Origin of the sequence: Rhodoferax saidenbachensis (assembly GCF_001955715.1) — a bacterium.
GTDB classification, from domain to species: Bacteria; Pseudomonadota; Gammaproteobacteria; order Burkholderiales; family Burkholderiaceae_C; genus Allorhodoferax; species Allorhodoferax saidenbachensis.
In genome coordinates this window covers 2,015,285-2,038,456 of record NZ_CP019239.1, presented here as the reverse complement: position 1 = coordinate 2,038,456, position 23,172 = coordinate 2,015,285, and the positions used below count along the sequence as shown (strand labels likewise).

Annotated in this window: 17 protein-coding genes and 2 tRNA genes; 9 read left to right on the top strand and 10 right to left on the bottom strand. The window is 62.1% G+C overall.

What is annotated here, in order from left to right; all coding sequences use genetic code 11:
• Positions 1 to 3: 3 nt before the first annotated feature.
• The gene (locus RS694_RS09745; protein ID WP_029707490.1) at positions 4 to 1,410 is read right to left on the bottom strand and encodes a 3-oxoacyl-ACP reductase; all 1,407 of its coding nucleotides are present in this window, start codon (positions 1,408 to 1,410) and stop codon (positions 4 to 6) included.
• Positions 1,411 to 1,522: 112 nt separating this feature from the next.
• Between RS694_RS09745 and map the strand changes: the two genes are divergently transcribed.
• Together map and RS694_RS09735 are read left to right on the top strand one after the other, a co-directional pair.
• Entirely contained in the window at positions 1,523 to 2,347 is an 825-nt protein-coding gene (map, locus tag RS694_RS09740) for a type I methionyl aminopeptidase (protein ID WP_029707491.1), read from the top strand.
• A 5-nt stretch (positions 2,348 to 2,352) separates the two neighbouring features.
• A complete protein-coding gene (locus RS694_RS09735) occupies positions 2,353 to 4,950 on the top strand; it encodes a [protein-PII] uridylyltransferase (RefSeq protein WP_029707492.1) in 2,598 nt (865 codons plus the stop codon).
• 135 nt (positions 4,951 to 5,085) lie between these two features.
• Here the strand turns inward: RS694_RS09735 and RS694_RS09730 are convergent, their stop codons facing one another.
• Both RS694_RS09730 and def read right to left on the bottom strand, forming a co-directional pair.
• The gene (locus tag RS694_RS09730) at positions 5,086 to 5,637 is read right to left on the bottom strand and encodes a DUF1003 domain-containing protein (protein WP_029707493.1); all 552 of its coding nucleotides are present in this window, start codon (positions 5,635 to 5,637) and stop codon (positions 5,086 to 5,088) included.
• A gap of 82 nt (positions 5,638 to 5,719) precedes the next feature.
• On the bottom strand, positions 5,720 to 6,259 hold the full coding sequence (gene def, locus RS694_RS09725; RefSeq protein WP_029707494.1) for a peptide deformylase: 540 nt from the start codon (positions 6,257 to 6,259) through the stop codon (positions 5,720 to 5,722).
• A gap of 36 nt (positions 6,260 to 6,295) precedes the next feature.
• Here def and RS694_RS09720 point away from each other — a divergent pair, with 36 nt between their 5' ends.
• Complete coding sequence (locus tag RS694_RS09720; protein ID WP_051391860.1) at positions 6,296 to 6,724, top strand: YbaN family protein; 429 nt, start codon at positions 6,296 to 6,298, stop codon at positions 6,722 to 6,724.
• A gap of 20 nt (positions 6,725 to 6,744) precedes the next feature.
• Here the strand turns inward: RS694_RS09720 and ligA are convergent, their stop codons facing one another.
• Genes ligA through smc form a run of 3 tightly spaced genes read right to left on the bottom strand, consistent with a single transcriptional unit; the run spans position 6,745 to position 13,476 of the window.
• On the bottom strand, positions 6,745 to 8,898 hold the full coding sequence (gene ligA / locus RS694_RS09715) for an NAD-dependent DNA ligase LigA (RefSeq protein WP_029707496.1): 2,154 nt from the start codon (positions 8,896 to 8,898) through the stop codon (positions 6,745 to 6,747).
• Between the two features lie 19 nt (positions 8,899 to 8,917).
• On the bottom strand, positions 8,918 to 9,958 hold the full coding sequence (locus RS694_RS09710) for a cell division protein ZipA C-terminal FtsZ-binding domain-containing protein (RefSeq protein WP_029707497.1): 1,041 nt from the start codon (positions 9,956 to 9,958) through the stop codon (positions 8,918 to 8,920).
• A gap of 2 nt (positions 9,959 to 9,960) precedes the next feature.
• Positions 9,961 to 13,476: a chromosome segregation protein SMC gene (gene smc / locus RS694_RS09705; protein ID WP_029707498.1), complete on the bottom strand. Its 3,516-nt coding sequence runs from the start codon at positions 13,474 to 13,476 to the stop codon at positions 9,961 to 9,963.
• Positions 13,477 to 13,633: 157 nt separating this feature from the next.
• On the opposite strand from smc, the gene dapC reads away from it, so the two are divergent.
• The 6 genes from dapC (at position 13,634) to RS694_RS09675 (ending at position 21,299) form a co-directional block, all read left to right on the top strand.
• Complete coding sequence (gene dapC / locus RS694_RS09700) at positions 13,634 to 14,833, top strand: succinyldiaminopimelate transaminase (protein ID WP_029707499.1); 1,200 nt, start codon at positions 13,634 to 13,636, stop codon at positions 14,831 to 14,833.
• A 32-nt stretch (positions 14,834 to 14,865) separates the two neighbouring features.
• On the top strand, positions 14,866 to 15,690 hold the full coding sequence (dapD, locus tag RS694_RS09695) for a 2,3,4,5-tetrahydropyridine-2,6-dicarboxylate N-succinyltransferase (protein WP_029707500.1): 825 nt from the start codon (positions 14,866 to 14,868) through the stop codon (positions 15,688 to 15,690).
• A 48-nt stretch (positions 15,691 to 15,738) separates the two neighbouring features.
• Positions 15,739 to 16,899: a PilT/PilU family type 4a pilus ATPase gene (locus tag RS694_RS09690; protein WP_029707501.1), complete on the top strand. Its 1,161-nt coding sequence runs from the start codon at positions 15,739 to 15,741 to the stop codon at positions 16,897 to 16,899.
• Entirely contained in the window at positions 16,899 to 18,113 is a 1,215-nt protein-coding gene (gene dapE / locus RS694_RS09685; RefSeq protein ID WP_029707502.1) for a succinyl-diaminopimelate desuccinylase, read from the top strand. The genes RS694_RS09690 and dapE overlap by 1 nt, the downstream gene beginning before the upstream one ends.
• Positions 18,110 to 19,000, top strand: coding sequence for a 50S ribosomal protein L3 N(5)-glutamine methyltransferase (gene prmB, locus RS694_RS09680; protein ID WP_029707503.1), 891 nt, complete (start codon positions 18,110 to 18,112; stop codon positions 18,998 to 19,000). Before dapE ends, prmB begins: the two co-directional genes overlap by 4 nt.
• A 355-nt stretch (positions 19,001 to 19,355) precedes the next feature.
• Positions 19,356 to 21,299 (top strand): ABC-F family ATP-binding cassette domain-containing protein, encoded by a 1,944-nt coding sequence (locus RS694_RS09675; protein WP_029707505.1) that lies wholly within the window; start codon positions 19,356 to 19,358, stop codon positions 21,297 to 21,299.
• Positions 21,300 to 21,361: 62 nt separating this feature from the next.
• On the opposite strand, the gene RS694_RS09670 is transcribed toward RS694_RS09675, so the two are convergent.
• The 4 genes from RS694_RS09670 to ybgF all read right to left on the bottom strand — a co-directional run bounded on the left by RS694_RS09670 (position 21,362) and on the right by ybgF (position 23,172).
• Positions 21,362 to 21,437, bottom strand: a tRNA-Lys gene (locus tag RS694_RS09670).
• Positions 21,438 to 21,449: 12 nt separating this feature from the next.
• Positions 21,450 to 21,525: transfer RNA gene (locus RS694_RS09665), tRNA-Lys, on the bottom strand.
• Positions 21,526 to 21,577: 52 nt separating this feature from the next.
• Positions 21,578 to 22,369 carry a tRNA threonylcarbamoyladenosine dehydratase gene (locus tag RS694_RS09660; protein ID WP_081708616.1) on the bottom strand — a complete coding sequence of 264 codons (792 nt, stop codon included), beginning with the start codon at positions 22,367 to 22,369 and terminating at the stop codon, positions 21,578 to 21,580.
• 23 nt (positions 22,370 to 22,392) lie between these two features.
• Positions 22,393 to 23,172, bottom strand: coding sequence for a tol-pal system protein YbgF (gene ybgF / locus RS694_RS09655; protein ID WP_029707509.1), 780 nt, complete (start codon positions 23,170 to 23,172; stop codon positions 22,393 to 22,395).

Genomic DNA, 23,172 nt, shown 5'->3' with positions numbered 1-23,172 from the left:
AATTTAAGCGCCCAGAAGGCTTTGGCCGCAGACGCGCACCACATTGCCGTTCAGTCCACCAGAGGCGGGACTGGCGAACCAGGCGATGGTCTCGGCCACGTCCACAGGCTGGCCGCCCTGCCCCATGGAATTCATGCGGCGGCCCGCTTCGCGGATGGCGAAGGGCACGGCGGCAGTCATCTGGGTTTCGATAAAGCCGGGCGCCACGGCGTTGATGGTGATGCCACGCGCCGCCAGATGCGGCGCAGTGCTTTGCACCATGCCGATCACACCGGCCTTGGACAGTGCGTAATTGGTCTGGCCCATGTTGCCGGCAATGCCCGAGATGGACGACACACAGACGATGCGTGCGCCGGGCTTCAGTGCGCCCGAGGCCACCAGCGCTTCGTTGATACGCTCTTGCGTGGACAGATTCACGTTCACCACGGCCTGCCAGAGGTGCGGCTTCATGTTCGCGATGGTCTTGTCACGTGTGATGCCGGCGTTGTGCACCACCACGTCCCAGCCACCGTCGGCCAATGCGGCGTCCACCAGCGCCTGTGGAGCTTCGGCAGCGCCAATGTCCAGCGCCAGCGCCTTGCCGCCAAGACGGGTAGCGACTTCCAGCAAGGCGTCTTGCGCCTGTGGCACGTCCAGGCAGATCACCTGGGCACCGTCGCGCGCCATGACTTCGGCAATCGCGGTACCAATGCCGCGTGATGCGCCAGTTACCAATATCTTCTTGCCTGCCAGCGGCTGGTTCCAGTCCAGCGCCGCAGCCGGCTGGCTCGCACCACCCACGCGCACCACCTGGCCCGAAACATAGGCGCTGCGCGGCGACAGCAGGAAACGCAGCGTGCTTTCCAGGTGGCCTTCGGCGCCCTCAGCCACGTAGACCAGTTGCACCGCAATGGCGCGTTTGAGTTCCTTGGCCAGGGCACGCGTCAGGCCTTCCAGTGCGCGCTGGGCTGTGGCCTTGCGCGGGTTGGCGCAGGCCTCGGGCGGGCGGCCCAACACCACCACGCGGCCGCAAGACAGAACGGAGCGCGCCGTATCGTGGAAGAACTGGTACAGCGCGTCGGACTGGCTGCTGTCATCCAAACCGCTGGCATCAAACACCAGGGCCTTGAGCTTTTCACCGGGTTGGTCTTCCACGCCCCAGCGGCCCGTCATCAGACCTGCTGCGTTGGCCGTAGCTGTCCACTGCGGCAAACCGCGGTGCGCCAGCGTCTGCGCGCCTATGGAATGGAAAATGCCGGCCAGCGCAGTCAGCAGTTCAGACGTTGCGGTACCGCCCAGAAGTACCGTGCCGCGAATGACGGGCTGACCGGGCGCAAAACGCTCCAGTGGCTGGGGCTGGGGCAGGCCCAGTGCGGCGGCAATGCGGGAACCGATGGGGGAATTGGCAAAGCCGAGGTATGCGTCTGACATGGGAATCTCCTGTGGCCGCGATGGTAACGACCTGTTGCCTATTTGCCCTAGGCGCCGCGCCCTAACCACAGCCTCAAGCGCAAACGGCGCAGCCTCTGGGATAATTGGGGCCATGACTATCACCTACAAAGACGCCCAGGGCATCGCAGGCATGCGCGTGGCGGGCAAACTGGCCTCCGAAGTACTGGACTACCTGACCCCCTTCGTCAAACCCGGCGTTACCACCAACGCGCTGGACAAGCTGGCGCACGACTACATCACCCAGGTGCAGGGTGCGATCCCCGCGCCGCTGAACTACACCGGTGGCGGCAGCATCCCCTATCCCAAGTCGATCTGCACCTCGGTCAACCACCAGGTCTGCCACGGCATCCCCAACGACAAGGCGCTCAAGAAGGGCGACGTGCTCAACATCGACGTCACCGTCATCAAAGACAGCTGGCACGGGGATACCAGCCGCATGTTCATGGTCGGTGAATGCTCCATCGCTGCCAAACGCCTGGCCCAGATCACCTACGACGCCATGTGGAAAGGCATCATGATGGTCAAGCCCGGCATCCACCTGGGCGATATCGGTTTTGCCATCCAGAAATTTGCCGAAGGCCAGGGTTTCAGCGTGGTGCGCGAGTTCTGCGGCCACGGCATTGGCCAGGTCTTCCACGAAGAGCCCCAGGTGCTGCACTACGGCCGCCCTGGCACGCTGGAAAAGCTGGTCGAAGGCATGACCTTCACCATCGAACCGATGATCAACGCGGGCAAGAAAGACATCAAGGACGGCCCCGAAAAAGACGGCTGGACCATTGTCACCAAGGACCATTCGCTCTCGGCGCAGTGGGAACACACCGTGCTGGTGACGCCCACCGGTTATGAAGTACTAACCCTGTCCGCCGGTAGCCCGCCCACGCCGGCCTTTGTGCCCACGCAGGCTCAGGCCACCTGAGCGCCATGTCCGATCTGCAGGCCCTGCGCGCCGACTACCGCGCGCAAAAAGCACAGCTGTTGCAAACCATAGGCACGCAGGGCAATTCGGCCCGCAACGTGCGCAAGGCGCTGCACCGCCTGGCCCAGCTCACCGACGGCATGCTGGTCAAGCTGTGGAACCTGGCCGGTCTGCAGCACCCCATGGCCCTGCTGGCGGTCGGTGGTTTTGGCCGCGGCGAGCTGTTTCCCCATTCGGATGTGGACGTGCTGGTGCTCATGCCCAACGGGTATTCACCCGAGCCTGACTCCGCGCTGAAGACGCAGATCGAGGCGTTTATTGGCAGTTGCTGGGACCTGGGGCTGGAAATTGGCTCCAGCGTGCGCACGCTGGGCGATTGCCTGGCCGAGGCCGAGAAGGATGTCACGGTCCAAACGGCACTGCTGGAGTGCCGCCTGATCACCGGCAACGCCGCGCTGGTGGATGAATTCCGCACCGCCTTTTTTGCGGCCATGGACCCACAGGCTTTTTATGTGGCCAAGACGCTGGAAATGTACCAGCGCCACAACAAGTTTGAAAATACCCCCTACTCGCTGGAACCCAATTGCAAGGAATCTCCGGGTGGCCTGCGCGACCTGCAAGTGATTCTGTGGGTGGCCAAAGCGGCGGGTTATGGCGACGACTGGGACGCGCTGGCCAAGAATGGCCTGGCCACACCGTTTGAAGTCAAACAAATCCAGCGCAATGAATCGCTGCTGTTCCAGATCCGCGCGCGCCTGCACCTGATTGCCGGACGCCGCGAAGACCGCCTGATTTTTGACATGCAGAACGCCGTGGCCGAATCGTTCGGTTATGTGTCCACCGCGCCAGTACCGCCCTCACGCACGTTCGCGCGCGCCAGTGAAGCGCTGATGAAGCGTTATTACTGGGCCGCCAAGGCCGTGACCCAGCTCAACCAGATTTTGCTGATGAACATCGAGGAGCGGCTCAGCCCCTCCACCCATGCGCCGCGTCCGATCAACGCGCGTTTCAACAACAAGGCCAATACCATCGACGTGGTCAGCGACGACCTGTACCGCCGCGAGCCGCATGCGATTCTGGAAACCTTCCTGATCTACCAGACCACCATTGGTGTGAAAGGCCTTTCGGCGCGCACGCTGCGTGCGCTGTACAACGCGCGTGACCTGATGGACGCGAAGTTTCGCGCCGACCCGGTGAACCGCGAAACCTTCCGCAAGATCATCATGGAGCACGAGGGCATCACCCATGCGATGCGGCTGATGAACCAGACCTCGGTGCTGGGGCGCTACCTGTGGGTGTTTCGCCGCATCGTCGGGCAGATGCAGCACGACCTGTTCCACGTCTACACAGTGGACCAGCACATCCTGATGGTGCTGCGCAATGTGCGGCGGTTTTTCATCGTCGAGCATGCCCACGAATACCCGTTCTGCGCCCAACTGGCCTCGGGCTGGGACAAGCCCTGGGTGCTGTATGTGGCTGCCCTGTTCCACGACATTGCCAAGGGCCGGGGCGGCGACCACTCCGAGCTGGGCATGGACGAAGTGCGGCGCTTTTGCAAACAGCACCGCATTGATGCCGAAGACACACAGCTGATCGCCTTTCTGGTCGGGGAACACCTGACCATGAGCCGCATTGCGCAAAAGTCGGACCTGAGCGACCCCAAGGTGATTGCCGACTTTGCCAAACGGGTGGGCAACGAGCGCAACCTGACCGCGCTGTATCTGCTGACGGTGGCGGACATCCGCGGCACCAGTCCCAAGGTCTGGAATGCCTGGAAAGGCAAGCTGCTGGAAGACCTGTACAAGTACACCTCCCGTGTGCTGGGTGGCCGCGCGCCCGACCCGGATGCCGATGTGGAAGCCCGCAAACGCGAGGCGCTGGTCATGGTGGCCCTGTACGCCATGCCGTTTGAGGCGCACAAACCGCTGTGGGACACGCTGGACGTGAGCTACTTCATGCGCCACGACGCGGCCGATATTGCCTGGCACACCAAGCAGCTGTCGCGCCATGTGGCCACTGCCGTGCCCATCGTGCGCACCCGCCGCTCCCCCGTGGGAGAGGGCCTGCAGGTGCTGGTCTACACCCAGGACCAGCCGGACCTGTTTGCCCGCATCTGCGGCTACTTTGACCAGGGTGGCTTCAGCATTCTGGATGCACGGGTGCACACCAGCAAAACGGGCTACGCGCTGGACACCTTCCAGGTGGTCACCACGGCCGACATGGACGAGCAATACCGCGAACTCACCAACCTGCTGGAAAACGGCCTGAGCCTGGCGATTGCCAACGCGGGTCCCCTGCCCGCCCCCAGCCGCGGCCGGGTCTCGCGCCGCGTCAAGAGTTTCCCGATTGCGCCGCGCATCACGCTGCGCCCTGATGAAAAAGGCCAGCTCTGGCTGCTCAATATCTCGGCCAGCGACCGCATTGGTCTGCTCTACTGCGTGGCACGTGTGCTGGCCAAACACCGCATCGTGGTGCAGCTGGCCAAGGTGGCGACGCTGGGCGAACGGGTGGAAGATACTTTCCTGATCCACGGCCCCGAACTGCAGCACAGCCGCGCGCAGATCGACATCGAGACCGAGCTGCTGGATGCGATGACGGCCTGAGTCCACGGCCAGAATTTATGCAAAAAAGGGCTGCAGCCCTTATGGAATATGCGCAAGCAGCTATATTTTGTATAGCAAAATGCGTACGCCCCAAGCCCTGACGCTGGCAGTCTGGCACTCCGGGGCAGCCTGTTGTTACTTGTCCAAGCGCTTCGTCAGCGTCTCCAGCTGGGCCGACAGCGCCTGCACCGCCTCGGTCAGGGCCAGCAACTCCCGTTCTTTCAGGATGTCAATTTTCTCGTGCAGCAGCTCAATCTCCAGCTCGGCCTTCACGTTGATTTCATAGTCCGTTTCGGCATGCCGCCGGTCCAGCTCTGACTGGCGGTTTTGGCTCATCATGATGGCGGGCGCCGTGTAAGCCGCCTGAAATGACAGCAGCAAATTCAGCAAGATAAAGGGATACGGGTCCCAGGCGCCGCCCCCGGACATCACATTGCCCACCATCCAGATGACGATGGCTGTGCTCTGGATGGCGATGAAACGCCAGGAACCAATCGTCGCCGCCACACCATCGGCCAGCCGCTGCCCGCGGGTGGGTGCCGGGGCCTCAAAATGCTCGGCTACCGATGGCGCCTGAAGTGGCAGGCGCTTTCTGTGCACCCGGCGGTGCTGCCGCAACTGGTTGAGCTGCTGCAGATCTTCCTTGGAAATTTGCGCCTTGTCAGGCCTCGCGTGGCTTGCGTTCATAAGAACCTTTTTGGGTGGCAGCACATCCGTGCGATACAGCGATCATGGGGCATAGACAGTGCGCTGGCGCAACAGGTCCGCTTCAGTCGTCTTCGGCGGCCGAGATATCGGGGAACAACACCTCGGTGTACCCAAACTGCGTGAAGTCACGCACCCGCATCGGGTACAGCATGCCAATCAGGTGGTCACATTCATGCTGCACCACACGCGCATGGAAACCGTCCACTGTGCGGTCAATGGGGTCGCCATACTGGTCAAACCCGGTGTAACGGATATGTGCCCAACGGGGGACCACGCCACGCAGGCCGGGCACCGACAGGCAGCCTTCCCAATCGCTCTCTTCCTCCGCGCCGATCGGCGTGATCACCGGGTTGATCAGCACCGTGGGCGGCACGATGGGCCGGTCCGGGTAACGCGGGTTGCGCTCATGGCTGCCAAAGATCACCAGTTGCAGGTCCACACCAATCTGTGGCGCAGCCAGACCGGCACCGCTCACCGAACGCATGGTGTCCAGCATGTCGGTGATCAGCAGGTGCAACGCGTCGCTGTCGAATGCGGTCACGGGTTGGGCCACGCGCAGCAAACGCGGGTCGCCCATTTTGAGGATGTCACGTACGGTCATGATTTTTTCTCTTTTGAAGCGGCACAATCAGGAGGCATGTCTGCGCCAATTCCTGAACCTTCTTTGACCACCACGCCACCACCGCTTCCGCTGTGGATGCAATGGCTGTTGCGCCTGTTGGCAGTCGTGAGTCTAGCGCTGGGTTTTCTGGGCCTATTTTTACCGGTACTGCCCACCACACCTTTCATCTTGCTGGCCGCCTGGGCCGCGGCACGCAGCTCGCCCAGGCTGCTGGCCTGGCTGGAACAACACCGGCTGTTTGGCAACATGCTGCGCGACTGGCGCCAGGGCGGCGTGGTCAGCCGCAAAGCCAAATGGGGCGCCACCTGGATGATGTCCGCCAGCGCGGTGTTCATGCTGTTCACGGTCCCCAAGGTATGGGCGACTGCCGGGGCGATCGCCTGCATGGCTACCGTGCTGGTCTGGTTGTGGCGCAGGCCTGAGACCTTCACGCCACCCCACTAGAAAGCCTGTGGACGCTGCGCTCACAGCGCAGGTGATTGCAACAGGGCCAACATGCCCGCTTCGTCCAGCACCGTGACACCCAGCTCGTTCGCCTTGTCCAGCTTGCTGCCGGCCTCGGTGCCTGCCACCACGTAGCTGGTTTTCTTGCTGACCGAACCGGCCACCTTGGCGCCCGCGGCTTCCAGCAGGTCTTTGGCCTGGTCGCGGCTGAGCTTGGGGAAGGTGCCGGTCAGCACAAAGGTCTTGCCCGCGAGCGGTTTGGGTGCCAGCGCGGTCGATGCGCCCTCTTCCCAGGTCACGCCACAGGCGCGCAGTTGCTCCACCACCTCGCGGTTGTGCGGCTGGGCAAAGAAGGTGTGCAGGCTTTTTGCCACGATGGGGCCGACGTCGTTCACCGCCAGGAGTTGCTCTTCGGTCGCATCCATGATGCCGTCCAGCGTGCCGAAATGGCGTGCCAGGTCTTTGGCCGTGGCTTCGCCGATATGGCGGATGCCCAGGCCGAAGAGGAAACGCGGCAGCGTGGTTTGTTTGGACTTCTCCAGCGCATCGACAATGTTCTGGGCCGACTTCTCGGCCATGCGGTCCAGCGCGGCCAGCGCGGTCAGACCCAGTTTGTAGAGGTCTGGCAGTGTGCGGATGACGTTGGTTTCCACCAGTTGGTCCACCAGCTTCTCGCCCAGCCCTTCCACCTCCACCGCGCGGCGCTGCGCGTAGTGCAGGATAGCCTGCTTGCGCTGGGCGGGACAGAACAGGCCACCGCTGCAGCGGTGGTTCATCTCGGTCTTTTCGCGCACCACCTCGCTGCCGCAGATGGGGCAGGTGCGCGGCATGCGGAAGTTGGGTACATAGGTGGCGCGTGGCCCGCTACTCACCACACCGACCACTTCGGGGATCACGTCACCGGCACGGCGCACGATGGCGCTGTCGCCCACGCGCACCTTCTTGCGACGCAATTCAAACAGGTTGTGCAGCGTGGCGTTTGACACGGTCGTACCGCCCACAAACACCGGGTCGAGCCGTGCCACCGGCGTGAGTTTGCCGGTGCGTCCCACCTGCACGTCAATGCCCAAGACCTTGGTGATCTGTTCCTGCGCCGGGTATTTGTGCGCCACGGCCCAGCGCGGCTCGCGGGTCACAAACCCGAGCTGGCGCTGCAATGCCAGGCTGTTGACCTTGTAGACCACACCGTCAATGTCGTAGGGCAACTGGTCGCGCTCGCGCCCCATGCGCTGGTGATACGCTATCAATTCAGGAGCACCTTGCGCAATACCCACCTGGGTTGCGACCGGAAAGCCCCATGATTTCAGGGTCTGCAGCATGGCGTAATGCGTGGCAAAGGCGGGGCCGCCCTGCTCCACTGGCGTGACCTCACCCAGCCCGTAAGCAAAAAAGCTCAGCGGACGTTGGGCGGCAATACCGGGGTCGAGCTGGCGCACGGCACCGGCGGCAGCATTGCGCGGGTTGACGAAGGTCTTTTCGCCCTTCTCGCGCTGCTTCTCGTTCATGGCCTCGAAGTCATCGCGGCGCATGTAGACCTCGCCGCGCACTTCCAGCACGGCGGGAACGCCGAGCGCCGCCGGGCCGCCCCAAGGCGCGAGAGCCCCCTCGAGGGGCAGCGAGGACACGTCAGTGCCGAGCGTGGGGGCCACATACGGTAAACGCAAAGGAATCTGGCCAATGGTGCGGATGTTTTGCGTGACGTCTTCGCCATATTCACCATCGCCACGTGTGGCGGCCTGCACCAACACACCCTGTTCGTAGCGCAGGCTCATGGCCAGACCGTCGAACTTGAGTTCGGCCACGTATTCCACGGGCGGAGCCGTTTCTGTCAGTTCCAGTTCCTTGCGCACCCGGGCATCAAAGGCTTCTGCGCCGGTGGATTCGGTGTCTGTCTCGGTGCGGATGCTGAGCATGGGCACCACATGGCGCACCGTGGCAAAAGCATCCAGCGGTTTGCCACCCACGCGCTGGGTCGGCGAATCGGGTGTCACCCATTCGGGGTGGGCCGCCTCCAGCGCCTGCAGCTCCTGGAACAGCTTGTCATATTCGGCGTCCGGCAGCACTGGCGCGTCCAGCACGTAGTACTGGTGGGCATGATGGTGCAGTTGTGCGCGCAAAGCGGCCAAGCGCTCCTCGTCCGAGGGCGGCTCGGCAAACAAATCCATTGTGGCCATGGCCGGGGCTTAAAAGAAATCAGGAAAACAGGCGGCGCGCCAGCGGAGAACCGGCGGCCAGGTCACGCTGTTCCAGCGTGTCGTACAGGCCTTGCAGCTCCGTGCCGATGACGTCCATGGTCTGCGACGCCAGGGGCTGGCCGTTGTCATCGGTGACAACACCTTCCATGGCACTGGCCAGGGCGCCAGCCGCTTCGCGCATGCGCTCAAAGGGCCGCTCGGCCCGGTCCACCTGCGCCACATCCAGATGCAGGGCCAGCTCGCGGATGGCGCTCTGCGCGGGGTCTTCGGCCAAAGCAGCCTGGGAATCAAAACTCAGCACCAGCAGGGGCGGCAGGCCGTCCATGCTGGAGGGCAACACCATACGCCCGGGAATGGCACCTGCCACAAAGCCCAGGCGCGCCGCGTTCTGCTGCACATAACCGGGGCTCCACGACGCGTTGCGGGCACGGATGCAAAAGCCCAGTTGCGCATCGTGTGCACTGGCAAACTGGTCCAGCTCACGAGCACGGGCCACTTCGTCCAGCATTTCCGGAAACTCGGGCGTGGCGCTGATGGCGTCAGCAAACGCCTGGGTCTTGACGACAAATTCGGAATACTCGATTTCGTTGAGTGCACCGGTGCGGTTGGCAAGCTGCACACCGGCCTGGAAACCACCGTAACGCTGGCCTGCCGCGGGGCTCTCCCACACCAGGGTGCCCAGGTTATAGCCTTCCACCGCGAAGGGCTTGCTGCCTGCACGGCGCGTGGCCGGCATGGCTGCCAGCGCCGCTTCGCCGGACACGGCCGTCACCGTGCTGTCCAACGCCACGGTGGCGATCACGTCGATCAACGAGTCCATCACCGGGCGGCGTGGCGCGGGCGGCAAGTTGAACGGTTTGGCGTCAAAGTTGAAATCGGTCAGCGCCGGTTCCTGGCCTTCGGCCTGCAGGTCCGCAGGTGACGAGTCGGGCAACGCCTGGCGTGGCGCGTTTTTTCGCGAGGTCCAGGCGCCATGGGCGACCACCGCCGCCAGCACCAGGCCACCGGCTACCGCCAATCCGATCTGTAGATTACTCATGGTCAGGCAAGCTCCGCCAGGGTGACAGCAGACTCCATGTCCACGGCCACGATGCGCGAAACGCCTTGCTCCTGCATGGTCACGCCGATCAACTGCTCTGCCATTTCCATGGCGATCTTGTTGTGGCTGATGAACAGGAACTGCGTGCTCTTGCTCATGCTGGAGACCAGCTTGGCGTAGCGCTCGGTGTTGGCGTCGTCCAGCGGCGCGTCCACCTCGTCCAGCAAACAGAACGGCGCAGGGTTCAACTGGAAGATGGCAAACACCAACGCAATCGCGGTGAGTGCTTTTTCGCCACCGGACAGCAGGTGAATGGTCTGGTTTTTCTTGCCGGGCGGCTGGGCAATCACCTGCACGCCGGAGTCCAGAATTTCGTCACCGGTGATGACCAGGCGCGCATTGCCACCGCCAAACAGCTCGGGGAACATGCGGCCGAAATGGTCGTTGACCTGCTTGAAGGTGCCCGACAGCAGCTCGCGCGTTTCGGCGTCGATCTTGCGGATAGCGTCTTCCAGCGTATTCATGGCGGCGGTCAGGTCGGCGTTTTGCAGGTCGAGGAACTGCTTGCGCTCGCGTGCGGCGGTCAACTCGTCCAGGGCGGCAAGATTGACGGCACCCAGCGCGGCAATTTCGCGGTGCAGGCGGTCGATTTCGCTTTGCATGCCGGTGAGGCGCACGTTGCCGTCCTTGATGCTTTGCTCAATGGCGGCCAGGTCTGCCTGCGCGTCCTGCAACTGCTGCTCGTACTGCTCAAAGCCCAGGCGCGCGGCCTGTTCCTTGAGCTGGAATTCGGTGATGCGCGAACGCAGCGGGTCCAGCTCGCGCTCCAGTTGCATGCGGCGTTCGTCGCTGGCGCGCAGCTTGGCGGTCAGGTCGTCGTATTCGCTGCGTTTGGCACCCAGCGCCTGTTCACGCTCCAGCTTTAGCGCCAGCGCGTTTTGCAGGCCAGCCTGGGCCGCGGCATCGGTCAGGCGCGCCAGTTCTTCCTGGGCGCGCTGTTCTTCGGCGTGGATGGTCGCGGTTTGCTGGCTAGCGGTTTCAATGGCGCGAGACAGCTCGGCATTGCGCGCCTGCAGGCTGCGCTGGGCAAAGGTGGCTTCTTGCGCCTGGCGTTCCAGCGTGCGCTGCTGCTCACGGCACTGCACCAATTTGCGCTGGGCATCGATCACACGTTCGTCGAGCTGGGCGTGGCGCTCCTGGCTGTCGGCCAGTTGCATGTCCAGCGATTCAAACTGGCCTTCAGCGGTGGCACGGCGCTCTTGCAACTCTTCGAGCTGGGCTTCGATCTCGGCAATGTCGGATTCGATCTGTGCGCTGCGGGCACGGGTTTGTTCTGCCAGTTGCGACAGGCGCAGGGTTTCAACCTGCAACTCATGGCTGCGGCTTTGTGTTTCGGCCGCTTCGCGCCTCGCCGTCACCAGACGCTGCGCGCTGTCGGCATAGGCGGATTCGGCACGGGCCAAGCCAATGCGGGATTCGTCGGCAATCAGCACCTGGGCGCGCAGCTGCTTTTCCAAGTTTTCAATTTCCTGTGCGCGAGCCAGCAGGCCAGCCTGCTCGGAATCCTGCGCGTAAAAACTCACGCTGTGCGCCGTGACCACGTGACCGGACTTCACATAAATGCTTTCACCGGCCTGCAGCTTGTCGCGTGCGCTGAGCGCGTCTTCAAAACTGTTGGCGGTAAAGCAGCCTTGCAGCCAGTCGGTCAATACCGCCTTTTGGCCTGCATCGTTGATGCGCAGCAGATCGGCCAGGCGCGGCAAGGTGGCACTGCGCTCAGGCGCTGAGGCCGAAGGCGGTGAGAAAAAGGCCAGCTTGGCGGGCGGTGCGTCATTGGCAAAGGCGCGCACCATCTCCAGGCGGGACACTTCCAGCGCACCCAGGCGCTCGCGTAGCGCGCCTTCCAGCGCGTTTTCCCAACCCTGTTCAATGTGGATCCGGCTCCACAGGCCTTGCAGGTTGTCCAGCCCGTGCTTGGCCAACCAAGGCTGCAGCTTGCCATCGGTCTTGACCTTTTCCTGCAGCGCCTTCAGGGCTTCCATGCGGGCCGACAAGTCGGCCTGCTTGGCGGATTCGGTGTTGACTGTCTGTTGTTGTTCGCGGCGGGCTTCGTCGAGTTGCGGCACGGACTCCTGCAGCTCGTGCAGGCGGGCTTCGGCCACCTGGGCGGCCTCCTGCGCCGCTTCCAACTGCTCCTGCAGGTTTTGCAAACGGGCCAGATCGGGAGAAGCCAGAGCGTTGCGGTCGGTGTCCAGGCGCTCGCGGCGGGTGGTCAACTGGCGCGACTGTTCTTCAATATTGCGTTGATCAGCGGCCAGCACCTGGATCTGCTGCTGCACCTGCATGACGGCACCGCGCTGGTCGTTGGCGGCGGTTTGGGCCTTGCCCACGGCTTCTTCGAGGTCCGGCAGTTGCAGGGCCTGTTCTTCAACCTGCGCAGCCAGCAATTCGGTTTGTTCTTCGCCCAAGGCGGCCAGTTCGGCCAGGCGTTCGATTTCGGCCTGCGCATCATCGCTGCGTGTGGCCCACTGGCTGACCTGTTCTTTCAACGTGACAAGCCGCTGTTCGACACGCTGGCGGCCTTCCACGACAAAACGGATCTCGGCTTCCAGGCGGCCCACATCGGTGCTGGCCTCGTACAACAGGCCCTGGGCCTGGTTGACCTGGTCGCCTGCGGCGTAATGCGCCTGGCGCACGGTTTCGAGGTCGGCTTCGATATGGCGCAGATCGGCCATGCGGCTTTCCAGCGCGTTGACGGCGGCCAGCCCTTCGGTCTGTACCTTGGTCTGATCTGCTTGCGCTTCGGCGCGCTTGAGGAACCACTGCTGGTGCTGTTTGAGCGTGACGTCGGATTGCAGGGCGTTGTACTTGGCGGCCACCTCCGCCTGCTTTTCCAGCTTTTCCAGATTCGCGTTGAGTTCGCGCAGGATGTCGTCCACCCGGGTCAGGTTTTCGCGCGTATCGGAGAGGCGGTTTTCGGTCTCGCGGCGGCGTTCCTTGTATTTGGAAACACCGGCAGCTTCTTCGAGGAACAGGCGCAACTCTTCGGGCTTGGACTCGATGATGCGGCTGATGGTGCCCTGGCCAATGATGGCGTAGGCGCGGGGGCCCAGGCCGGTGCCCAGGAACACGTCCTGCACATCGCGGCGGCGCACGGGCTGGTTGTTGATGAAGTAGCTGCTGGTGCCGTCACGGGTCAACACGCGTTTGACGGCGATTTCACCAAACTGACCCCACTGGCCACCGGCGCGGTGGTCGGCGTTGTCGAACACCAGCTCCACGCTGGAGCGGCTGGCCGGCTTGCGGGTAGTGGTGCCGTTGAAGATCACGTCCTGCATGGACTCGCCACGCAACTCGCTGGCCTTGCTCTCGCCCAGCACCCAGCGCACCGCATCCATGATGTTGGATTTTCCGCAACCGTTTGGCCCCACCACGCCGACCAACTGGCCAGGCAGCAGGAAATTGGTCGGTTCGGCGAAGGACTTGAACCCGGATAACTTGATGGAATTGAGACGCACGGAAGGAAGATGCTATCGCTTAAGCGGTTGATTTCATTGGGTTTTGTGCATCACCACAAGGCATGCATAGGCTGCAATGATACCGTGCCGACCTGTCGCCCCCCGCAGTCGCTCCGCCTGCCCCAAGTCCGGCAGTCGCTCAGGGATAATCGCTGCCATGAATCCCCATTTGTCTCTATTGCAGGCCTATCCCTTTGAGCGCCTGCGGCAGTTGTTTGCCTCTGTCACCCCCAACCCCGCCTACCGCCCCATCAGCCTGGGCATTGGCGAGCCGCGCCACCCTACACCGCAACTGATCAAGGATGCCTATTGCAACGCCATTCAGTCCGCAGACGGCGGCCTGTCGGTCTATCCGGCCACGGCGGGTGACATCACCCTGCGCACCTCCATCACCCAGTGGCTGCAACGCCGCTACGGTCTGGCGCTGGATGTGGCAACCCAGGTATTGCCGATCAATGGGTCACGCGAAGCACTGTTTGCATTTGCGCAGACGGTGATTGACCCCAGCAAGGGCGGCGTGCAGGTGGTGTGCCCCAACCCGTTCTACCAAATCTACGAAGGCGCGGCGCTGCTGTCGGGTGCGCAGCCGTACTTTGTGCCGTCTGACCCGGCACGCAACTTCGCGCAAGACTGGGACAGCGTGCCGGCGGACGTCTGGGCGAATACGCAACTGCTGTTTGTCTGTTCGCCCGGCAACCCCGCCGGCGCGGTGATGCCGCTGGACGAATGGGCCAAGTTGTTTGCGCTCAGCGATAAGTACGGCTTTGTGATTGCGTCGGACGAGTGTTACAGCGAGATCTACTTCCGCGATGAACCGCCCTTGGGAGGCCTGGAGGCAGCGGCCAAGCTGGGCCGCAGTGACTTCAAGAACCTGGTGGCCTTCACCAGCCTGTCCAAACGCAGCAATGTGCCGGGCATGCGTAGTGGTTTTTGCGCCGGCGATGCAAAACTCATCAAGCAGTTCCTGCTGTACCGCACCTACCACGGCAGCGCCATGAGCATGGTGGTGCAGACCGCCAGTGTTGCCGCCTGGAATGACGAAGCCCACGTGGTGGACAACCGTGCGAAGTACCGCGCCAAATTTGCCCAGGTCACACCCATGTTGTCCGCCGTGCTGGACGTGGCCCTGCCCGACGCCGGTTTTTACCTGTGGGCCAAGGTGCCCGGCAGTGACACCGATTTCGCCCGCGACCTGCTGGCTCACTACAATGTGACGGTACTGCCGGGCAGTTACCTGGCGCGTGAAGCCCAGGGCAGCAACCCTGGCGCCGGGCGCATCCGCATGGCGCTGGTGGCCGAAACCGCCGAATGTGTGGAAGCCGCCCAGCGCATCGTCCAGTTTGTCCAATCCCGCTGATTTCCTACCTCTGTTTTAAGAAGAACGACTCCATGAGCCAACAACTCCAGCAAACCATTGAAGCCGCGTGGGAAGACCGCGCCAACATCTCCGTCGCCTCGGCCAGCAAGGAAGTGCGCGAATCGGTGGAGCATGTGCTGAACGAACTCGATACCGGCAGCCTGCGCGTGGCCACCCGTGAGGCCATGGGCCAATGGACCACCCACCAGTGGATCAAGAAAGCCGTGCTGCTCTCCTTCCGCTTGAAAGACAACGAAATCATCCAGTCCGGCGACCTGGGCTTTTATGACAAGGTGCCCACCAAGTTCGCCGGCATGAGCGCTGAAGCGCTCAAGGCCACGGGTGTGCGTGTGGTTCCCCCTGCTGTGGCGCGCCGCGGCAGCTTCCAGGGCAAGGGCGTGATCCTGATGCCGTCTTACTGCAATATCGGCTCCTACGTGGACGAAGGCACCATGGTAGACACCTGGGCCACCGTGGGCTCCTGCGCGCAAATCGGCAAGCATGTGCACCTGTCCGGCGGCGTGGGCATTGGCGGGGTGCTGGAACCCATGCAGGCCGGCCCGACCATCATTGAAGACAACTGCTTCATCGGCGCGCGCTCCGAAGTGGTCGAAGGCGTGATCGTGGAAGAAAACTCGGTGATCTCCATGGGCGTGTACATCGGCCAAAGCACCCCCATTTACGACCGTGCAACCGACACCGTGAGCTATGGCCGCGTGCCGGCTGGCTCGGTGGTAGTGAGCGGCAGCCTTCCCAAGGGCGATGGCAAGTACAGCATGTATGCCGCGATCATCGTCAAGAAGGTGGATGCCAAGACCCGTTCGACCACCAGCTTGAACGACCTGTTGCGTGATTAATCCACGCGACTGATTCACGCGACCAACACTTCAACGAGGGGCTGAGCCATGGCTGCAACCACTACTTCCGGCACGATGGAGCGCATCCTGCGCTTGATGAGTGAAAAGAAGGCGTCCGACGTTTACCTGTCGGCGCATTCACCCGCGCTGATCAAGATCAACGGCCAGTGTGTGCCCATCAACACGCAGCTCTTACCCGCCGACGCGCCCAAGAACCTGCTGGCCGAAGTGTTGCCGCCCGAGAAAATTGCAGAGATGGAACGTGAGGGCGAGCTCAACATGGGCTTCCCGCTGGCCGGTGTGGGGCGTTTCCGGGTTAGCGCCATGCGCCAGCGCGGCAGTATTGCCGCAGTGATCCGCTTCATTGCGGTGGATGTGCCCAAACTGTCCGAGCTGTCGGTGCCCATGATGCTGGGCGACCTGATCATGGAAAAGCGCGGCCTGCTCCTGATGGTGGGCGCCACCGGTGCCGGCAAGAGCACCACGCTGGCGTCGATGATGGACTACCGCAACGAAAACGTCTCGGGCCACATCCTGACCATCGAAGACCCGATTGAATTCCTGTTCAAGAACAAGAAGTCGGTGGTCAACCAGCGCGAGATCGGCACCGACACCGCCTCGTTGCAGGTGGCACTCAAAAACGCACTGCGCCAGGCGCCCGACGTGATCCTGATCGGCGAAATCCGCGACCGCGAAACCATGTCGGCAGCCCTTGCCTACGCGCAGTCGGGCCACCTGTGCCTGGCCACCATGCACGCCAACAACAGCTACCAGGCGCTCAACCGTATCCTGAGCTTCTACCCCGTGGAAGTACGCCAGACCATGCTGGGTGACCTGGCCGCCGCCACCAAAGCCATCGTGTCGCAACGCCTGCTGCGCACTGTCAACGGCTCGCGCACGCCAGCCGTCGAGGTCATGCTCAACACCAAACTGATATCCGAGCTGATCGAAAAAGGCGACTTCTCCGCCGTCAAGGAAGCCATGGAAAAATCCATGGCCGAAGGTTCGCAGTCCTTTGAAGGCGACATCGCGCGCCTGATCGTGGACGGCATCGTCGACCGCAAGGAAGGCCTGGCCCACGCCGATTCGCCCACCAACCTGATGTGGCGCATGCAAAACGACTTCACCAAGGCCGCCGCCCCCACGGCCGCTGCGGAGGAAGACGAAGAAGCCTCGTTCACCGAAATTACCCTGGATGTAAAGCATTGATGACCGGTGCCACCCTACGCCTTGCCGAAGAACTGATCACACGCGCATCCGTCACGCCCCTGGACGCCGGTTGCCAGGACATCATCGCCGCCCGGCTGGCTCCGCTGGGCTTTGTCTGCGAGACCATCACCAGTGGCCCCGAGGACTTCCGCGTCCAAAATTTATGGGCAAAACGGGCTGCAGCCCCCGTGGACAGTGCGCAAGCAGCTAGCAAATTCATAGCACATGCAGCGCCGCTAAAGACCCTGGTGTTTGCCGGCCATACCGATGTGGTGCCCACCGGCCCCTTGAACGAATGGGGCAGCGCGCCGTTTTCGCCAAGCCACCGCGACGGCAAACTCTATGGCCGCGGCGCCAGCGACATGAAGACTTCGCTGGCCGCGTTTGTGGTGTCCATCGAAGAATTCCTCGCCGCTAACCCCAACCCGGCGCTCAACATCGCCTTGCTGCTGACCAGCGACGAAGAAGGCCCGGCCGTGGACGGCACCGCGGTGGTCTGCAAGACACTGCAGGCGCGTGGCGAGACGCTGGACTTCTGCATCGTCGGCGAGCCCACCTCGGTGGAACGCACCGGCGACATGGTCAAGAACGGCCGCCGCGGGTCCATGAATGGCAAACTCACCGTCAAGGGCGTGCAAGGCCATATCGCCTACCCGCACCTGGCAACCAACCCGATCCATAAGATGGCCCCGGCACTGGCGGATCTGGTGGGCATGGAATGGGACAAGGGCAATGCCTTCTTCCCGCCTACCACTTGGCAGGTCAGCAACATCCATGGCGGCACAGGGGCCAGCAATGTGATCCCCGGTGCGGTGGTGATCGACTTCAACTTCCGCTTCTCGACCGAGTCCACGCCCGAGTCCCTGCAACAGCGCGTAGCGGCCGTGCTCGAAAAACACGAGCTGCAGTACGACTTGACGTGGACCATCAGCGGCCTGCCCTTCCTGACCACGCCCGGCCCGCTGGTGGACGCCGTGCGCGACGCCATCCGCGCCGAGACCGGCATGGAGACCCAGTTGTCCACCACAGGCGGCACCAGCGACGGCCGTTTCATCGCACAAATTTGCCCGCAGGTGATCGAGCTGGGCCCGCCCAACGCCACCATCCACAAGATCGACGAGCACGTGGCCGTGGCCGACATCGAACCACTGAAGAACATCTACCGCCGTGTGCTGGAAAACCTGGACCTGCAGGAACGTCAGGCCCGCGCATGACACTACGGGAATTGATTGAATCCAGCGCGGCCCGCCTCACGCAGGCCGGCGTGTCCTTTGGCCACGGCACCACCAATGCTTTTGACGAGGCCGCTTGGCTGGTACTGTGGAGCATGGGTCTGCCGCTCGATACGCCACTGGACGACGGCCCGGATTCAGAGTCAAAAAGGCCCGTAGCCCCCGTGGAAAGTGCGCGAGCAGCTACACTTTTGGAAGCACGCATCAGCACCCGCAAGCCCGCCGCTTACCTTACGCAAGAGGCCTGGCTGCAGGGCGTGGCCTTTTATGTGGACGAACGCGTGATCGTGCCGCGTTCGCTGATTGCCGAACTTCTGGTGGACGGCGGCATCGACTACTTTCTGCGTGAATCGACCCACAAGGTACTGGACCTGTGCACCGGCAATGGCAGCCTGGCCGTCATTGCGGCCATGGTCTTCCCCGATGTGACGGTGGATGCGGCCGACATTTCCGCCGATGCGCTGGCTGTGGCGCGCATCAATGTGGACAAACATGCTCTGGGTGAGCGCATTCGACTGGTCGAATCCGACGGGCTTTCTGCCCTGCCCGGCCCGTACGACCTGATCCTGTGCAACCCGCCCTATGTCAATGCGAAAAGCATGGCCGAATTGCCTGCTGAATACAAGGCCGAACCCGCGATTGCTCTGAGCGGCAACCAGTCCGGCGGCAGCGATGGCATGGACTTTATTCGCGTGCTGTTGCAACAAGCACCGCGGCACATGGCGCCCGGCGCGGTGTTGGTGCTGGAAATTGGGAACGAACGCGCGTTCTTTGAGGCTGCGTTTCCCGAATTGGAAGTGATCTGGCTGGATACAAGTGCTGGCGAAGATCAGGTGTTGTTGGTGGCCAAGGAAGCCCTGCTGCTTTAGCGCCTGGTTTGGGCTTTTGTGCTGGGCTCGCAGCAGCATTGGGGTACTGGCCGCCGTTCGTGTCCCCCGCCCTACGGGCTCCTCCTTTACCTCACTTTGGTCCGCACCCCAACACTGCTGCTGCGAACAGGTTCTTCTCTTGCAAATCAGAACCTAGCACTCAAAGGTTGAGTGCCTAGCAGTTGCTGGCGAGTTCGACCGAAGCGGAATGCCCACCAAGGCGTGGACGAAGTAAACACGGCGAACCTAAAGCGTTCGCCCGCGAGATGTGCCGTAGAACGGATACCCCATCTACCAGCCCTTGCCAACCCCCAGGCCTGAAACGCCTGAATGAATCAATAACTGAGCTGAAAAAATGATTACTTTGAAAAACGTCACCCTGCGCCGCAGCGCCAAGGTGCTTCTGGAGGGCGCTTCCGTCACCCTCAACCCCGGCGAAAAAGTCGGCCTGGTAGGCCGCAATGGCGCGGGCAAGTCTTCGCTGTTTGCGCTGCTCAACGGCAATCTGCACGAAGACGCAGGCGAGTACTACATCCCGACCCAGTGGCGCATGGGCCAGGTCGCCCAGGACATGCCGGAGACGGACCAAAGCGCCACGGAGTTTGTGGTCGAAGGCGACACCGTGCTGCTGACCGCCCGCGAGGAAGTGACCGCTGCCGAGGCCACCGATGACTATGACCGTATGGCCCACGCCTACACCGGCTTGCACGATGCAGGCGAATACGACGCGGCGTCGCGGGCGCAGGCCCTGATTCTCGGTTTGGGCTTCAAGACATCCGAGTTGGACAACCCCGTAAACAGCTTCTCCGGCGGCTGGCGCATGCGCCTGCAATTGGCGCGCGCGCTGATGTGCCCCAGCGACCTACTGCTGCTGGACGAACCCACCAACCACTTGGATTTGGACGCCCTGGTTTGGCTGGAAGCCTGGCTCAAGAAGTACGAAGGCACCATGGTCGTTATCAGCCATGACCGTGAATTTCTGGACGCCGTGACCAACGTCACACTGCATATCGATGCGGGCAAGTTGGTGCGCTACGGCGGCAACTACAGCAAATTCGAAGACATGCGTGCCGAGCAGATGGCGCTGCAGCAAACAGCCTTCAGCAAGCAGCAAGACAAGATTGCCCACCTGCAAAAGTTCATCGCCCGCTTCAAGGCCAAGGCCAGCAAGGCCAAGCAGGCCCAAAGCCGCGTCAAGGCGCTGGACCGGATGGAGAAGATCGCACCGCTACTGTCTGAAGCCGATTTCACCTTCGAATTCAAGGAACCGGCCAACCTGCCCAATCCGATGCTCTCTATGAGCGGGGTCAGCTTTGGTTACCCGCCACCAGCAGATGCACCCGAAGGCACACCGCCCACCACCATTGTGCGCAACGTCAACAAGTCGGTGCTGGCTGGGCAGCGCATCGGCATTCTGGGCGCCAACGGCCAGGGAAAATCGACACTGGTGAAAACCGTGGCACGCGATCTGGCGCCGCTGGGCGGAGATGTGACTGAAGGCAAGGGCCTGAACATTGGCTACTTTGCCCAGCAGGAGCTGGACGTGCTGCGCCCAGCCGACACGCCGCTGGAACACATGATCCGCCTGGTCAAGGAATTGACCGTGCAGGGCAAGCTCAGCAACCAGGCCACGCGTGAGCAGGACTTGCGCAGTTTCCTGGGCACTTTCAACTTCAGCGGCGACATGGTCAAGCAGGCCGTGGGCAGCATGAGCGGCGGCGAAAAGGCCCGTCTGGTGTTGTGCATGATCGTCTGGCAGCGGCCTAACCTGTTGCTGCTCGATGAGCCTACCAACCACCTGGATTTGGCAACCCGCGAAGCGCTGTCCATGGCGTTGAATGAGTTTGAAGGCACGGTGATGCTGGTCAGCCACGACCGCGCGCTGTTGCGCGCCGTGTGTGACGAATTCTGGATGGTGTCACGCGGCGGCGTGGAGCCGTTTGACGGCGATCTGGACGATTACCAGAAATACCTGCTAGACGAAGCCAAGCGCCAGCGCGAACTGGCCAAGGAAGAACAAAGCAAGGCTGCCAAGCAAGAAGCCAAGGCCGCTGCCGCCAAAGCAGCCGCTCCTGTTGTCGTGTCCGACGCAGTGAAGAAGGCCAAGAAGGAACTGCAGCAGGTCGAGGCCCGCATGGAAGTGCTCAACGGCGAAGGCGCGGCACTCGAAGGCAAGCTGGGCACCAACACCCACCCGCAGGAAATTGCCGAGCTTGGCAAGAGCCTGAAAAAAGTGGGCGATGAGCTGAAGACACTGGAAGAGCGCTGGCTAGAACTGACCAGCGCGATTGAGGGCTAAGGCCCTTCTTGCCATGGCCCAAAGAAAAAGGGCCTAGTCAAATGACTAGGCCCTTTTCTGATTGGTGGGATCTGAGAGATTCGAACTCTCGACCTACGGATTAAGAGTCCGCTGCTCTACCAGCTGAGCTAAGATCCCTGGTTAATCTCTTGGTGGGACCAGCGGGGGTCGAACCCACGACAAACGGATTAAAAGTCCGCTGCTCTACCAACTGAGCTATGGTCCCAACGGGAAGCACTTGCGTTGCTTACCGCGAAGCCTCAAATTATATCGTTTTTTTATCTCTCTTCGGGCTTGCTTTGGGAAATTCTGTCCATCACCCACCCAGCAGCACACAAACCAAAGGTGGCGGTCACCGTAACCAGTGATCCATAACCGTGGCAATTGAGTGAGTTGTCACCCTGAACGGCACAAGATGCATCCGCAGGCTGTACCGCTTCCCGGCTGAAAACACAGGCCACCCCCATCTTCTTTCCATCCTTTGGGGCTCCATATTCCTTGCGCAGCCGGTAGCGTACTTGCGCCAACAGCGGGTCATGCGTGGTCTCGCTCAGGTCGGCAATGTCGACCTTATGGGCATGCCGCTTACCGCCTGCAGCCCCCACTGAAATAAACACGGCCTTGTTGCGGCGGGCCCAATCGGCCATGGCCGTCTTCACCTTGACCTGATCGCAGGCATCGATGACCGCATCCACACCTGCAGGCAGGATGGCGGGCCAGTTATCGGGCTCTACAAAGGCGTCTATGCAGTGCACTTTGCATTGCGGGTTGATCAGTGCAATACGCTCCCGCATGGCGTCAATCTTGGCCATGCCAACGGTAGGCGTCAGTGCGTGAACCTGCCGATTGATGTTGGACTCGGCCACATGGTCCATATCGATCAGTGTGAGGTGCCCTACCCCGCTACGGGCCAAGGCCTCTGCAGCCCAGGAACCTACGCCGCCGATGCCCACCACCGCGACATGCGCCAAGCGCACTGCGTGCGCCGGGGTTAATCCATAGAGGCGATCCAGCCCGGAGAACCTGCGCGCCAAGTCTGCATCGTCCGCAGCGAGCGAAAGGTCTGGCACCGGAGACAACACCGCTGCGTACTTTATTTAAGGCGGGCCAGGCGCTCTTTGCCAGCCGCCGCTGCTTCAGACCCTGGGTAATTCGCTACCAGGTCTTCCAGCGTTTTGCGTGCACCACGGTTGTCTTTGAGTTCCAACTGGCAATTGGCAATCGCCAACACAGCCTCAGGCACCCTGACATGCCCCGCCGAAGACGCAACCAATGCGCGGAAATTGGCCAGCGCGTCCTTGTAGTCTTTGGTCGCATACTGGGCATTGCCCAGCCAGAACAAAGCAGAGGGGCGATAACCGGTCTGTGGATAACGGTTCAGAAAATCCACAAAGGCCGTTTGTGCAGTGGCAAATTCTCCCTTGCGAAAGATGGCAAACGCCGATTCGAAATCACGCTTCTCACCCGGTTCGGCCAGGAACTCTCGCCCGTCCAGCGTTTCGCGTGATGGCTCCAGCTTGCGCAAGCGATCTTCCAGGCTTTGGGATCCATCTTTTTGGCGTCGCTGCATCTCCGCCACATCACGGCCCAGTTGCTCGTCCTGACCACGCAGCTTGGCCAGCTCAGCCCGCAAGGTCTCCAACTGGTTTTGCAGGTCAATCAGGCTGCGGCGTAACTGCGCGGCTTCTTCGGTGGACCGGCGTATTTCTTCGGTCAACTTTTGTTCGCCATCCAGGTCTTTCTGCCGCAGTTCCAGAATGGCGCGGCGTGCCTCTTCATCGTCGAACAATCCGGCGTGGGCCTGCACAGCTCCCGCCAGCGCCAAGGCCAGCGGAATGCAACGTAACACTTGCGCCACAGAGAAGCTCTTCAT